14 protein-coding genes are annotated in these 14,116 nt (G+C 54.3%); 10 read left to right on the forward strand and 4 right to left on the reverse strand.

All coding sequences use genetic code 11. The features are described from left to right. Nucleotides 1–26 precede the first annotated feature (26 nt). A complete protein-coding gene (gene xth / locus ACK4IR_RS04695) occupies nt 27–812 on the forward strand; it encodes an exodeoxyribonuclease III (RefSeq protein WP_409872941.1) in 786 nt (261 codons plus the stop codon). On the opposite strand, the gene surE is transcribed toward xth, so the two are convergent. Next, complete coding sequence (surE, locus tag ACK4IR_RS04700) at nt 798–1,601, reverse strand: 5'/3'-nucleotidase SurE (protein WP_409872943.1); 804 nt, start codon at nt 1,599–1,601, stop codon at nt 798–800. The genes xth and surE overlap by 15 nt on opposite strands. Nucleotides 1,602–1,781: 180 nt before the next feature. Here surE and ACK4IR_RS04705 point away from each other — a divergent pair, with 180 nt between their 5' ends. From ACK4IR_RS04705 to ACK4IR_RS04745, 9 genes are all read left to right on the forward strand, one after another. Then, nucleotides 1,782–2,018 carry a hypothetical protein gene (locus ACK4IR_RS04705; RefSeq protein WP_409872945.1) on the forward strand — a complete coding sequence of 79 codons (237 nt, stop codon included), beginning with the start codon at nt 1,782–1,784 and terminating at the stop codon, nt 2,016–2,018. A 176-nt stretch (nt 2,019–2,194) separates the two neighbouring features. Continuing rightward, nucleotides 2,195–2,776: a thioredoxin family protein gene (locus ACK4IR_RS04710; RefSeq protein ID WP_409872947.1), complete on the forward strand. Its 582-nt coding sequence runs from the start codon at nt 2,195–2,197 to the stop codon at nt 2,774–2,776. A gap of 118 nt (nt 2,777–2,894) precedes the next feature. Continuing rightward, entirely contained in the window at nt 2,895–4,937 is a 2,043-nt protein-coding gene (locus tag ACK4IR_RS04715) for a BamA/TamA family outer membrane protein (RefSeq protein ID WP_409872949.1), read from the forward strand. A gap of 11 nt (nt 4,938–4,948) precedes the next feature. Beyond that, entirely contained in the window at nt 4,949–5,806 is an 858-nt protein-coding gene (gene lpxC / locus ACK4IR_RS04720; protein WP_409872950.1) for a UDP-3-O-acyl-N-acetylglucosamine deacetylase, read from the forward strand. Nucleotides 5,807–5,869: 63 nt separating this feature from the next. Next, nucleotides 5,870–6,331 carry a 3-hydroxyacyl-ACP dehydratase FabZ gene (fabZ, locus tag ACK4IR_RS04725; protein WP_409872951.1) on the forward strand — a complete coding sequence of 154 codons (462 nt, stop codon included), beginning with the start codon at nt 5,870–5,872 and terminating at the stop codon, nt 6,329–6,331. 12 nt (nt 6,332–6,343) lie between these two features. Then, nucleotides 6,344–7,150, forward strand: a complete 807-nt coding sequence (gene lpxA / locus ACK4IR_RS04730; protein WP_315863029.1) for an acyl-ACP--UDP-N-acetylglucosamine O-acyltransferase — start codon at nt 6,344–6,346, stop codon at nt 7,148–7,150. A 26-nt stretch (nt 7,151–7,176) separates the two neighbouring features. Further along, nucleotides 7,177–7,650 (forward strand): tRNA (cytidine(34)-2'-O)-methyltransferase, encoded by a 474-nt coding sequence (locus ACK4IR_RS04735; RefSeq protein ID WP_409873006.1) that lies wholly within the window; start codon nt 7,177–7,179, stop codon nt 7,648–7,650. A 71-nt stretch (nt 7,651–7,721) separates the two neighbouring features. Next, nucleotides 7,722–9,032, forward strand: coding sequence for an HlyD family secretion protein (locus tag ACK4IR_RS04740; protein ID WP_409872953.1), 1,311 nt, complete (start codon nt 7,722–7,724; stop codon nt 9,030–9,032). Nucleotides 9,033–9,080: 48 nt separating this feature from the next. Beyond that, nucleotides 9,081–11,300, forward strand: coding sequence for a glycosyltransferase (locus ACK4IR_RS04745; protein WP_409872955.1), 2,220 nt, complete (start codon nt 9,081–9,083; stop codon nt 11,298–11,300). Here ACK4IR_RS04745 and ACK4IR_RS04750 read toward each other — a convergent pair. The 3 genes from ACK4IR_RS04750 to ACK4IR_RS04760 all read right to left on the reverse strand — a co-directional run bounded on the left by ACK4IR_RS04750 (nt 11,297) and on the right by ACK4IR_RS04760 (nt 13,937). Further along, nucleotides 11,297–12,481, reverse strand: coding sequence for a hypothetical protein (locus tag ACK4IR_RS04750; protein ID WP_409872956.1), 1,185 nt, complete (start codon nt 12,479–12,481; stop codon nt 11,297–11,299). The genes ACK4IR_RS04745 and ACK4IR_RS04750 overlap by 4 nt on opposite strands. Nucleotides 12,482–12,695: 214 nt before the next feature. Further along, on the reverse strand, nt 12,696–13,280 hold the full coding sequence (gene rdgB, locus ACK4IR_RS04755; RefSeq protein WP_409872958.1) for an RdgB/HAM1 family non-canonical purine NTP pyrophosphatase: 585 nt from the start codon (nt 13,278–13,280) through the stop codon (nt 12,696–12,698). A 3-nt stretch (nt 13,281–13,283) separates the two neighbouring features. After that, entirely contained in the window at nt 13,284–13,937 is a 654-nt protein-coding gene (locus ACK4IR_RS04760) for a TIGR02281 family clan AA aspartic protease (protein WP_409872959.1), read from the reverse strand. Nucleotides 13,938–14,116 lie beyond the last annotated feature (179 nt).

The raw sequence follows: 14,116 nt of genomic DNA on the forward strand, positions 1-14,116 counted from the left end.
CAAATCACTTGGGCTGAAATCAACCGATGCCAAAAATTGCCACTTGGAACGTCAACTCGATTCGCACCCGCCTTGACCATGTGTGCCAATGGTTGGACAACACCGGGGTGGACTATCTCTGTCTTCAGGAGACCAAAGTTACGGATGCGGAGTTCCCGCGTCAGCCTTTTCTGGATCGTGGGTATCACGTTTATTGTAGTGGCCAAAAGGCCTATAACGGGGTGGCCATTCTTAGTCGTCGACCCCTGGCGGGGGTAGAAGCGGGTTTTGCCCCCCAATTACCCAGCCACAGTGCCTTGGATACGCAAAAACGACTGATTCGCGCCCAATTAGCCCCGGCGGTGATCTTGGTGAATGTCTATATTCCCAACGGCGGCGAGTACAACAGCGAGAAATACCACTACAAGCTGCACTGGCTCAAGGGACTGCATGCCTACTTACAAAAACTGACGGCGCAGGGGGAGGTGATTCTCTGTGGCGATTTTAATATTGCCCCTGAAGATAAGGATCTCTTTGATGCCAGCGATCGCGCCACAAAAGTGGGGGCCACCGATGCCGAACGCAACCTGCTTGCAGCAATTCGTGACCTTGGCTTCCACGATGCCTTTCGCCACTTTACCGAGGAGCCGGAGCACTACTCTTGGTGGGATTATCGGGGGGGTGCCTTTCGCCGCAATCAGGGCTGGCGCATTGATCACTTCTACATTACCCCCGGTATCAAAGCCCATGCCTGCAACTGTCACATTGATATTACCCCTCGGCGCTTACCGAAACCCAGCGACCATGCACCGGTGATTCTAGAGATTGAATAAGGGTTGTACCGTGGGTTGGCGCAGCCACTCCGTTAACTCCTGAACCCCTTGGCCATAGGTAAGGTCAAAGGTCAATGGCGTAATACTGATCAGGTTTTGGGCAATGGCTTCCACATCTGTGGGTGCCTGATTGGGGTCTTGGGGATATTCTTCCACCACTTCACCGGCAAGCCAGTAGTAGGTTTTGCCGCGTGGGTCAATGCGCTTTTGAAAAAGGTCATGGTAGCGGCGAATCCCCTGCCGTGTAATGACGACGCCGGCAATTTCACTGGCGGGCAGGGCAGGCACATTCACATTCAGCAGCATCTTTGGCGGAAGCGAGGCTGTTTCTACCGCCTTGAGGAGACGACTGGCAAAGTCAGCAGCCGGCTGAAAGTCATGGACTGTGAAACTGGTAAGGCTAATGGCAATACTGGGAATGCCCTCAATCACTCCTTCCATTGCGGCCGACACCGTGCCAGAGTAGAGAATATCGGTGCCGAGGTTAGAGCCTTGGTTAATCCCGGAAACGACAAAATCGGGGGGTTCCTCTAGGAGGGCACCAAGGGCGAGTTTCACACAGTCGGAGGGGGTGCCAGAACAGGCCCACGCCTTAATACTGGGGTGAAAGCGATCGCTAACGACTTCGGCGCGAATTGGATCAAAAACGGTGAGGCTATGCCCTGTTGCGGAGCGTTCGCGATCGGGACACACGACTACTACTTCATGGCCGGCGATCGCCAGTGTGTCTGCCAAGGCACGAATGCCGGGGGCAAAGACCCCATCATCATTGGCAATGAGTAACCGCATTTCCCGCCCCCCGAATCGTGAAGTATTGGCAAAACATTACAGTTGATTGCAAATCGCAGCACCCTCCCTGAGAAATGTTACCCTCTAAAAGGGTCAAGTGGTGCACTGCATGACCCACCCTGCCGAACAGTTTGAACGCACCATTCCTGACATGACCGCTTTTGGGGATTGACAGGATCTATGAAACACCCACTGAACCATCAGTTGAAGGAGAACACTGTGTCTGTGCATCAAAGTCATCCGTTACTCCGTGAAGACCTCAGCGAATACGTTGCCCATTTGCAACTGCACATGGCACTCCAAGCACGCAATTTGGTGCCCGCCCTAAAACACACCGGCGACAGCCGCGAGCAACTTCTCCATCAAACTCAAGCCACCTTTGAAAAGCACGTTTCCCGCCAAAGCTATATCGGCTAGATTTTTCTATCTTGCAAAAACTTGCCCTCTGAGAGCAGCACTATGAATGCTGCTTTTTGCGTTTATTGGGAGGATAGATAGAGCATCTCACCCCTTTGAGAAACCGTTGCAACAGAGTACACTAAGGGCGATATTACTAATTTGTAACACTCTTCCCAGCGTTCTCAGGAGGTTTTATGGCGCGGACAGAGTCCACGATGCTTGCCCTTGGTACGGTTGCGCCTGATTTTCAACTGCCCGATGTGGTGAGTGGGCAAACAATTTCCCTCAGCACCTTTGCTGATAAGAAAGCACTACTAGTGATGTTTATTTGTCGCCACTGCCCCTACGTGAAACACGTCCAAGAGGAACTGGCGAAGCTAGGGCGCGACTACAAAGACACAGGTTTGGGGATTGTGGCCATTAGTGCCAATGACGTTGCCAACTATCCGGATGATGCCCCAGAGTCCCTGAAGGCAATGGCCACCGAACTAGGGTTTACATTTCCCCTTTGCTATGACGAGAGCCAAGAAACGGCCAAGGCCTATACGGCAGCCTGTACACCGGACTTTTTCCTCTTTGATGGCGATCGCAAGCTCGTGTATCGTGGCCAACTCGATGACAGCCGCCCCCAAAATGGCTTACCAGTAACCGGCAAAGACTTGCGGGCAGCCATTGATGCTGTGTTAGCCGGTCAAACCCCCAGCGAGGATCAAAAACCAAGTCTCGGCTGTAATATCAAGTGGAAACCGGGGAATGAACCCGCCTATTATGGCTAAGGTTAGAAAGGCAAAGAGAGGGGCACTTTTATTACCCCTTTTGAGTCGTTAACCTACTGTTATATCAATGCCAATGGGCTTGGCTGTGTTGACGCGATTTGTGTTGTAGGTGTGAGTAGTGAATAATCAACTTTTTTCGCCAGTGCGAATGCAGCCAATGGGGGCTGCCCTGAAAACGGTCGCAGTGGCAATGGCAACCGTGGCGATCGCCCTTGGTTCTCTGAGTCCAGGCCGTAGTCAAGAAGCCCCCACCCCTCCTGAAAACCAACCTGCCGAAACTCCGACCTCCCCAGCACCACCAGAGGCATCAGCAGAGTCTGCGCCTGAAACTCCCCCAGCGACAACCCCAGAACCGCCGCCCCCAGCCCCCGTGGGTCAGCCCCCCGCTGATGAACCCCAAGTGCTGATTGCCGAAGTGGTGGTTGAAGGAGCCACTCCTGAACTGGAGCAACTGGTGTATCAGGTCATTCGTACCCGACCCGGCAGTACCACTACCCGCAGCCAACTGCAACAGGATACCAACGCCATCTTTGCTACGGGCTTTTTTGCCGATGTCAATGCTGTGCCCAGTGATACCCCCCTCGGTGTGCGGATTACCTTTGTCGTGCGTCCCTATCCGGTGCTGCGAGCTGTTCAAGTAGCGGGCAATCAGGTGCTCACCCAAGAAAAAGTCAACGAGATTTTTGCACCGCAGATTGGGCGTATCCTCAACCTCCGAGAACTCCAGTCCGGCATTGAGAAAATCAACACTTTCTACAAAGATAATGGCTACATCTTGGGGCAAGTGGTCGGTACCCCTCAAGTCGATCCCAATGGGGTCGTGACGTTGCAGGTGGCTGAAGGGGTAGTCGAACAAGTCACCTACCGCTTTCTCAACAAAGAAGGGGAACCCACAAAACAGCGTACCCGCGACTTTGTCATTAGCCGCGAAATGGACACCCAGCCGGGTGTAGTTCTCAACCAAAAAACCGTCCAAGCGGATCTGCGCCGCCTCTTTGAATTGGGACTCTTTGAGGATGTGCAAGTTGCCCTTGAACCGGGTCAGGATCCGCGAAAGGTGAACTTGATTCTCAATATCAAAGAGCGCAACACCGGCAGTATTTCCGCCGGGGCAGGTTATAGCTCGGCCTCAGGTCTATTTGGCACCGTGGCCTTCCAGCAAAATAACCTCTTTGGGCGCAACTGGAAATTTGGGGTGGAAGCCCAAGGCGGCACAGAAGGGGAATTGCTCTTCGATGTGAACTTCACAGATCCGTGGATCAAGGGCGATCCCTACCGTACCTCCTATACCGTCAGTGCCTTTAACCGCTTAAATGTGCCTTTTACCTTCAGCAATGGCCCGATTAGCGTCCCCTTGGCCAATGGTGATTTGCCCCGCATCAACCGCTTGGGCGCTTCCATCTTCTTTACCCGCCCCTTTACGAAAGATCGGGAGTTGATTCGCACCGCTTGGACGGGTTCCTTGGGATTGCAATATCAGCGGGTCACCTCTATGGATGCTTCTTTTAACCGAACAGCTACCGATGTTTTAGGCAATTGCTTAACCTTCCCCGATAACGGGGTCTGTCGTGGCTACAATGACCTATTTACGGTGCAGGCGGCAATTCTACGGGACTTGCGCAACGATCCCCTGCGTCCCACCAGTGGCCAAGTGATTCGTTTGGGGGTGGATCAATCCATTCCCATTGGAGCGGGGAGCATTCTATTCAACCGAGTGCGCGGAAGTTACAGCTTCTATATTCCGGTGAAGTTTCTGCGGATTGAGGGGCCGCAAACCTTTGCCTTCAATATCCAAGCGGGCAACATTTTTGGTGATTTGCCGCCCTATGAATCCTTTACGATTGGGGGTGCCAACTCAGTACGCGGTTGGGAAGAGGGAGCGATCGGCTCCGGACGCGCGTTTGTGCAGGGAACCATTGAGTATCGCTTCCCGATTTTTAACATTGTTGGCGGGGCGCTCTTTGTGGATGGGGCAAGTTTGTTGGGTACCCAACGTAGTGTCTCCGGTCAGCCGGGGATTGTGCGCGGTAAACCCGGCGAGGGGCTAGGCTATGGAGGTGGACTGCGAGTGAATACCCCCTTGGGGAATATCCGCATTGACTTTGGTTGGAACAATGAAGGGGGCAGCGCCTTCAGCTTTGGCATTGGTGAACGCTTCTAGGAGCAAGAGGGATGATCACGGCCTCTGTACCGACCACATTGGGGGCAACGACTCAGCAGACGCTTGGGGGGACTGCCCGGTGGTCAGGGGTGGGTTTGCATTCCGGTCAATGGGTTGAGGTTACTCTTCAGCCAGCACCCGTCAATACAGGACGGCAGTTTGTGCGCCTTGATTTGGAGGGACAGCCCGTGATTCCGGCGCGGATTGAGGTGGTGAAATCCACTCAGTTGGCCACAGAGTTAGTTGCCAATGGTGCCGGTGTGCGCACGGTTGAACATCTCTTGGCCGCGCTGGCGATCGCCGGCATTGATAATGTCATGATCGAAATCACTGCGGCTGAGGTACCCGTTCTCGATGGCTCGGCGCAACCGTGGTTAGAAGGCATTCAAACGGTCGGTGTTGTCCCGCAGGAGGCTCCTCGGCCGGCAGTTATCTTGAGGGAGCCTGTCACGGTTTACGAAGGAGAGGCCTTTGTCAGTGCCATTCCTGCCCCCGAATTGCGCCTCAGCTACGGCATTGAGTTTCCCTATGCGGCCATTGGTCGCCAGTGGTGTAGCTTTACTTTTTCCGAGCTAGCCGCAGCCGTTGCCCCTGCGCGCACTTTTGGTTTTGCAGAACAAGTGGAGTCTCTGCGCCGCCAAGGCCTGATTCAGGGGGGCAGTTTAGAGAATGCCCTTGTGTGCAGTGCCGGTGGCTGGGTCAACCCACCCTTGCGCTTTGCCGATGAACCGGTTCGCCACAAGTTACTGGATCTCTGGGGAGATCTGGCTCTGCTGGGGACACCCCCTATTGCGCATTATGTGGCCTATCGCGCCAGTCATCATCTGCATACCCAATTGGCACGGGCGATCGCTCGCCCGATGGTTTAGTGGGCAACCATTCTCGCCTATGATTTGTTTATATCTTTAGATTTGAAGCCAACACCTACCCCTATGCCAACGTTGACTGACTCCCCACCAACCCCTGTACTGACCGTCACCGATCTCCAGCAATTACTTCCCCACCGCTATCCCTTTTTGCTGGTGGATCAGATTATTGACTATGTGCCGGAAAAATATGCCGTGGGGCTGAAAAACGTCACGATCAACGAACCCTTTTTTCAAGGGCACTTTCCCGGCCGCCCGATTATGCCGGGGGTGCTGATTGTAGAAGCCCTTGCCCAAGTGGGAGGGGTTGTCCTGATGCAGATGAACTGGGCTAAGGATAAGCTATCGGTATTTGCGGGCATTGATAAGGTGCGTTTTCGCCGTCCCGTGGTGCCTGGGGATCAACTAATCCTGCGGGCTGAACTGCTCGTTGTCAAGCAGCAGCGCATCGGCAAAATGCAAGGGCGGGCTGAGGTGAATGGTCAATTGGTCTGTGAAGGCGAGATGATGTTCTCGCTAGTGGACTAGTCACAATCAATGATGCAAACGCTCATCCACCCCACTGCTGTCATTCATCCCAGTGCCGAACTGCATCCCACGGTTCGGGTCGGCCCCTATGCTGTGATTGGTGAACAGGTGCGCGTCGGTGCCCATACGGAAATCGGTGCCCACGTGATTATTGAAGGGCCAACGGAGGTGGGAGTTGGCAATCGCATCTTTCCAGGAGCGATCATCGGCACGGCCTCTCAGGATCAAAAATATACGGGCGCTAATAGTGCGTTGCGTATTGGTGATTACAACACTATTCGCGAATTTGTGACGATTAACCGCGCCAATGGCGAAGGGGATGCCACGATCATTGGTAACCACAATCTGTTGCTGGCCTATGTCCATGTGGCTCATGATTGCGTGATTGAGGATCAGGTGGTGATTACGAATGCGGCCTCGATCGCCGGCCATGTTTGTATTGAGTCGAAGGCACGCATTGGCGGTATGGTCGGCATTCACCAGTTTGTGCATATTGGCCGCTTGGCGATGGTGGGGGCAATGGCACGGGTGGATCGGGATGTGCCCCCCTATATGCTGGTGGAAGGTCACCCGGCACGGGTTCGTGCCCTCAATCAGGTGGGATTGCGGCGGGCGGGCGTGACAGACGCAGAAATGCGCGACCTCAAGGAAGCGTTTCGGATTCTCTATCGCCGTGAGTTGCCCCTTGCCCAAGCGATCGCCCAATTGGCGACCCTACCCCCTTCTGAGCATTTGGAGCATCTCCAGCGCTTTTTGACCTATGCCCGCGAAGAGGGACGGCGCGGCTTAACCCCCAGTGGTCGGGCGACAACAGATTGAGTCTCTAGTTGCTTCCGCTCAACGCCATGCCTGCGGTGGTGCTTGTCCATCCCCAAATTCCCCCTAATACAGGCAACATTGCCCGCACCTGTGCGGCGACCCAAACACCGCTGCACCTGATCGAACCCTTGGGGTTTGAACTGAGCGATCGCTACCTCAAGCGAGCCGGTCTGGACTATTGGCCCTATGTCACCCTCTACTGCCATCCCGACTGGCCGACGTTTCTCAACACTGCCCGTACGCAGGGACGGCTCATTGCCTTTGAACCTTCCGCCCGGCAGATCTATTGGGACTTTAGCTTTGCAGAGAGTGATTGGCTGGTCTTTGGCAGTGAACCCGATGGCATTCCTGCAGGGGTCTTGGCCACCTGTGATGCCTTTTTGAAAATTCCCATGTCGCAACCCGCTGTGCGCAGTTTGAATCTCTCGGCGTCGGTGGCGATCGCCCTCATGGAAGCCTATCGCCAGTTGTGTTCCTCGCGGCGTCCTTCCCTAGCTTAAAGAGGCGAACTACTCCCCATTAATGCCCTGGGTACTCCCTCAAAGAAATTGCGCGCAGTTGCCATGGCTAGATGTTTTCTACTAGGCTAGGGCTGGTCTTTGCCATAACCACTCCCGTGAAGCTTCCTCGGCATTTCTTTTCTGTGTTCCTATTTAAGGAGGTCTCCATTGAAATTAAGCGGCAGCAACTCTTTCGGGCGTTGCGCCTGTTGTTCATCTTCTCCTTGGTGGCGGTGGGAGTTTGGTTTCTTTGGCAGCGACAAATGCGGGTCTTTAGCCGCGTCGGGTATCTCAACGGCACCCTCTTGAACATTTACGCCAGAATCTCCGGCACCCTCGTTCTGGAGCCGCTGCAACCGGGACAATTTCTCCACCAAGGCCAAGAGATTGGCCGCATTGCAAATGAGCGTAATCCTCAGCTGGAGACCGATCGCCAAAACTTGGAGACGCGCTTAGCCGTTGCCCAACGCCAGCGACAGGTGCTCCTACAAAAACGCCGCAGTCGCCAACAACTGATTGCAGAACTCAGTTACTATCAGCGGGAACAGTACCGCCTAGAGGTTCAGTTTGCCCAAGAAGCCCTCCAACGGGTGCTGGCAGAACTCAGAGAAGCCCAAGAGGCTCTTACCCTAGCTCGCCTTGAGGCAGACCGCTACAATCGGCTGGTGCACCAAGGCGCCGTTTCGCGGCAGCGAGCAGATGAAGCCATTTACAAAGCGCGCCAAGCAGAACAGGTGGTCAAAAACAAACAGGCGGAATTGCGCCGCTATCAAACCAACCTAGAGGCCTTTCGCAAGGGCTTGCAACTAGATTCTGCGCGCACGTTTAGCTTTCCCCAAATTCGGGTGATTGACCTGCAAATCGAAGTTGTAAACATTGAGGGGCAAATTGCCGAGGTAGAGGTCACCATTGAACAGTTAAAGCGCGAAATTGCTAACATTAAGCAACAGCTGGCCCTGCAAAGGCTTGTCCGCATTCGATCCCCCATTGCCGGTGTGGTCTGGTCGGTGATTCATAAAAGCGGTGCCCTGGGAATTCCCATCAGCGCCGGTGATCCCATTGCCAAGGTTCTAGACTGCGACGATGTTTGGGCAACGGCTCTAGTTGCCGAGCGGGAGAATGCTCGCCTGCGGGTGGGTCAGCCGGCCACCGTGCGCTTACTGGACGGGAGCGATCGCCGGCTACGCGGATGGGTGCGCGCCATTCGCGGCGGTTCGGGCAAGGTGGTTGTAGGGGAAACTGTCGCCGTCCCCCCTCCCGATTTGGTGCGCAATGAGTTGGCCGTGGACATTGCCCTAGAAGAGTTGCCCGCCGAACTAGGAGCACAGCGGTTTTGCGGCGTTGGTCAAAGTGTAGAAGTCATTTTTGATACCCGATCCTGAGTGGGCGGTTCTCGCTCATCCCGATCATTGTGTAGTTCCCGAAGCCCCATGCTACTGCGAAAGCAATATGCCAGAACTCTGCTGCCGTTGGCCATCCTAGCCTTTGCCGCCGTTCAGCTCTGGACGTTTGACTGGCAAAACCTCGTTCCCAATCTGGTGGGTACCTGGAATGCCGGTAAGGCGATTTTTCGCACCGAGGGAACCAGCTTAGAGGCTTTGCTGTTGCCGGCTTTGATATGGGGCGCCATTGTTTTGCTGATTAAAGAACTCTGGCCGCAGCCCACCTTCTTGGCTCGGCTGCTGGTTGCCGGCGGAACCATCTTCTTTGGAGTGCGCTATGAGTTCTGGCGCGTCTTCTACAGTCTTAACTTGGATGATCCCGTCAACGGTGTCCTCTCTGTTGGCCTCTTTTTGGCCGAACTGTTGATGGTCTTCAACACGTTGGCGTTCTTTTTTCACTGTAGTTTTACGATCAACCGCAGCCCAGAGGCCGATCGCTACGAGCAAGATGTGATCAGCGGCAAGTACCAACCTTGGGTAGATGTGATCCTGCCCACATACAACGAGGGCGTGGATATTCTGCGACGCTCGGTCATTGCCTGCCAAGCGATGGACTACCCCAATAAGCGCATCTACCTCCTCGATGATACCCGCCGCCCCCATGTGCGTGCCCTTGCTGCCGAACTCGGCTGTGAGTATCGCGATCGCCCCGACAACCGCCACGCCAAAGCAGGGAACATCAACCATGCCCTTCCTACCCTGACCGGAGAATTTATTGCCGTTTTTGATGCCGACTTTACCCCCTGCCGCAATTTTCTCAGCCGTACAATTGGCTTTTTCCAAGATCCTAAAACTGCCATGGTACAAACCCCACAGCACTTTTTTAACGAAGACCCGATTACCGTCAATCTGGGGCTAGAAGGAATTGTCAACAATGAGCAGAGCCTCTTTTTCCGCTTTATCCAACCCAGTCGCGATTGGTGGGATTCTGTCGTCTGCTGCGGCACCTGTTTTGTGATCCGTCGCAGTGCCCTCGACGAAATTGGCGGCATCCCCACCGATACGATTACCGAAGACTACATGACCAGCATGAAGCTGCAGAGTTTGGGCTATCGGGTGAAATACCTCAATGAAGCGCTCTCTGCGGGCATGTCTCCCGAAACCATTAGTGCTTACGTAAACCAGCGCCTGCGCTGGGGACAGGGCACCCTGCAAATGTTGTTTGTGGGCGGCAACTGTTTTACCGTGCCCAACTTGCGCCTGAGTCAGCGTTTTTCCCATGCCCTGAGCATAGTCTATTGGTTTTTGGCGCTGTCGCGGGTCATTTGTTTACTTGTTCCCCTCACGTTTCTTCTGTTTGGCACGGCTCCCCTACGGGCAACGATTAACGAGATTCTCTACTTTTACTTGCCCTACTATCTGGGGAATGCCTTGAGTTTCGCTTGGTTTACCGAAGGGCGCCGCTCGGCGTTTTGGTCCGATGTCTATGAGACAATTCTTGCTTTTCCCATGGCCATTACGATTCTGCGCACCCTCATTCAACCTCGTGGCAAAACCTTTAAGGTGACCCCAAAAGGGATCATTGACCCGCACCGCATCAATCCCAACTGGCCGCTCATCCGCCCCCTGTTAGTTGTAGCTGCCGTTACCCTGTTGGGTATTCTCTGGCGTAGTCGCCCTCTCCAAGATACGGTTGTCAACCCCGATAGCCTGACAGTCAATATCTTTTGGAGCGTTTATAACCTAGGGTTGTTGCTCGTGTCAATCATGGTGGCCATTGATGTGCCGCAGCGACGCTTTACCCGTTTTGATCGCCGTGAATCCTGTTACTTACTGGCACACTCAGAAAACTGTCAGCTAAAGTTAAACGGCAAGTCCCTCACCGGTCATACCCTTGACATCAGTGAAGGGGGTGCCCGTCTCCGTTTATGGTCTGAGGAGTTCTCCGCTACAGAACTGGCCTCCTGTCTGCGGGGCGCCAAAGGGTATTTGTCCTTTCTGCCGCCGGGGGAGCTGGCAGACTTGACACTAGAGATCACGGTTCGCTGGTGTATCCCCTTGCGTGCGAACTCTTCCCAAGAGAAGGGGGGACGGGTAGCGGTGGGCGTTCTGTTTTCGGAATTGTCCTTGGCGCAGCAGCGCCGCTTGATTCCCTATCTCTACTGTCAGCCGAGTCAGTGGCAAGAGGTGCGCGCTCCTGAGCTAAAAACCGCTTGGGCGATGCTTCAGAGTCTGTTTCGCCTCCATCCCCTTGCCGAGAGCCGCTAGCCGTTGAGGAGCGTGAGGAGGTTTTGAATCGCCATACTGGTACTCTGAATTGCTGCACGAATGCTAGCACTTTTCGGCTCAACTTGCAGCAGATAGGCTAAAGCAGATTGGAGATACGTTAGAGCCATCTGCAGGTTGGGATCAATGGGCTGGTAGATTTGAGATGGATATGGCTGCCCATAACTGGGATGGGGATAGCCAACGGAATGCTCGTAGTGCGCTCCTGGATACCCTTGGGAGTAGTCGTAGTTGGGGTGGGGATAGCCGATAGAGTGCTCATAGTTCGCCACTGGGTACCCTTGGGAATAGTCATAGTTGGGGTAGGGATAGGAATAGCCAACGGAGTGTTCGTAGTTTGCCGCTGGATACCCTTGAGTTGCTTCAACAGGTGGTGTAGCCTCAGGAGAGGTTGTGGCTGCAACCGCAGGTACCGATGGCGCTGGGGCTAAAATAACAGTCTGTTCCTTGTCCGCCGGTTCGTCCGTAGAGGATGGCATAGGTGTTGGTTCAGCACCACTGGGTTTAGCGGCAATCATTTCTGTGGACTCGAGGATTTGCGTGGGAGCGCTGTCAATTTCTCCCATGCGTTCTCCCCGTTTGTAGGCACTGATCTGACTCGGACTCTCTGCAGTCTCTTTCTCCTCTTTTTTCAGCCACACAAGAAAGTCAGAGGCACTGTGGGTGACTTCTCCCCCTAAGGTACGAATGGCAACAAAGCCGTTGGCGGCACTGACGCTTTGGATAGGATACCAAGTGCCGCGATAGAGAATCATGGCGTCCATGCCGAGGGAGCTACCCCCCGTAAGAGCATTGCGTCGCTTGCCCCGTGCCCAGCGATCTTTCCAGAGTACTCCCGCTTCGGTATATTGGATAACATAGCCTTCAGGAATAGTGCGATGTTCATAACGCAGAAAGCCGGGGGTTTGGGCAACACCTACCTGAAAAATTTCATAATCCACCATCACTTCTTGAATTAGAGGCCGATAGGAGGACGCATCCCGTACTTCAATGGCAAGGGTAGGGGCATCTGTTTTCACCCGAGCAACGATGCCATCTCGGTAGGAAATTAACTGAACTTCATCAAATGTTGTTTCCACGCGCAAGTGCCGATTCGAGAGCATTCGCGAATTTTTTTGAATCAAATCTTTAATAAATTGGTCTATTAATTCGCGATCGCCCATAGTTGTTGCCTTGAATCACGGCAAGAAAATTGCCCACGACCGTGCCTGCGAGGCTCTCTTAATAGTATATTCCTTATTAATGCTTGTTTATAAAGAGCATTGATGAATGCCGTTGGCAAGATGAGACCTTTCTTTGCAGCGTGGCCACTTGCTAGTTGAGAAACACTATTACGGTTAGCTTAGAACCAAAGGCCTGCTGCAAACAACAGTAAATCTACGGATTAAAGTCCTGAAAATACTCGCGCAGCCGCCGCAACGCCTGACCCCGATGACTCACCTGTTGTTTTTCGGCAGGGTTCATCTCGGCAAAGGTGCGCTGCTGACTGGGCACCCAAAAGATGGGGTCGTAGCCAAACCCCCCCTGACCGCGGGGCGCCGTTAAAATCTCACCTAGGCAACGTCCTTCTGCGGTAAAAGCAATGGTGCCATCGGGACGCGCCAGGGCAATGCTACAGATAAACTCAGCCGCGCGATCGCTCACCCCGGCCATTTCCCGTAAGAGACGGTCAATGCGCTCAGCATCCGTGGCCCCATAGCGCGCCGAATAGATACCCGGTGCTCCTTCAAGGGCATGAACCACCAGCCCCGAATCGTCGGCGATCGCCCACTCCCTCAGTTGCCGGGCAGCAGTAGCAGCCTTCAAGCAGGCGTTGCCCACAAACGAATCTGCCGTTTCTGCAATCTCAATCGTGGCTGGCAGGGGCAGCAACTCCCCAATCCAGGGTTGTAGCCAGCTTTGAAACTCTTTGACCTTACCGGCGTTGTGAGTGGCCAAGACAGCTTGGGCAAGGATGGGCATGGTCTAGGGACGACGCTGCAACTGAATATGATCTTGCCGCAAACTGACATCAAAGTGCTGAAGAAAATCCTGCCCCAAAAGTCCAATAGTCATTTCAGAGCCGGCCACCGCAACGGGCACTTGCTGACGCTGGAAGCCGCCGACGCTGATGGATTGGACATATACAATCGGCAGCACCACTTCACCATTGGCGGTATGAAACACGCGATTATCTACCACTTGAGCAGGGGTAATGCCCAATGCGTGTGCCATGGGCTGTGTGATCACGGTCATACTGGCACCTGAATCCACCAGCATCTCAAAGCGCAGTCGTTGGTTGAATGTTACCGGGATAACGGGAATCCCCCCTTGCCGCCGCAGGATGGGTACGATGCCGCCGGACTGGGTGATCGCGTTTGCCATGGGTGGCGCGGGGTTGCGGGGTAGGTGTTGCAGCCGCAGTAATTCTTGCCGATAGCCGGCAAGGGCTTGTGCCTGTTGGGGATGGGTACGCATGAGCTGATCGAGAATTTGCACCGCTGTTGCCCAGTCTTGGTTGGCGATCGCCCGATAAAAACGTTCTGGTAGGGTAACTGAAGGCGCTCCCTTTGCCGGGGCAATCAGGAACAGCATCGCCGCCAGCGTTGACAGTGCCCAATGTCCGTGTTCTTGGGTCATGAGTTTCTGCGTACCTTAGGATCAATAGTAGCGAGATCACCGCCGGCTATTCCAGACTGCCCATGAGCACACACCCTTCGCCGCAGCTGAGTCCTGAAGACTATCTGCGATGGGAAGCCCAAAGTGGGGTTAAGCACGAATATATCAACAGCCAAGGATAGGCAATGGCAGGAGCGAGT

Origin of the sequence: Thermosynechococcus sp. (assembly GCF_046299635.1) — a bacterium.
Classification (GTDB): Bacteria; Cyanobacteriota; Cyanobacteriia; order Thermosynechococcales; family Thermosynechococcaceae; genus Thermosynechococcus.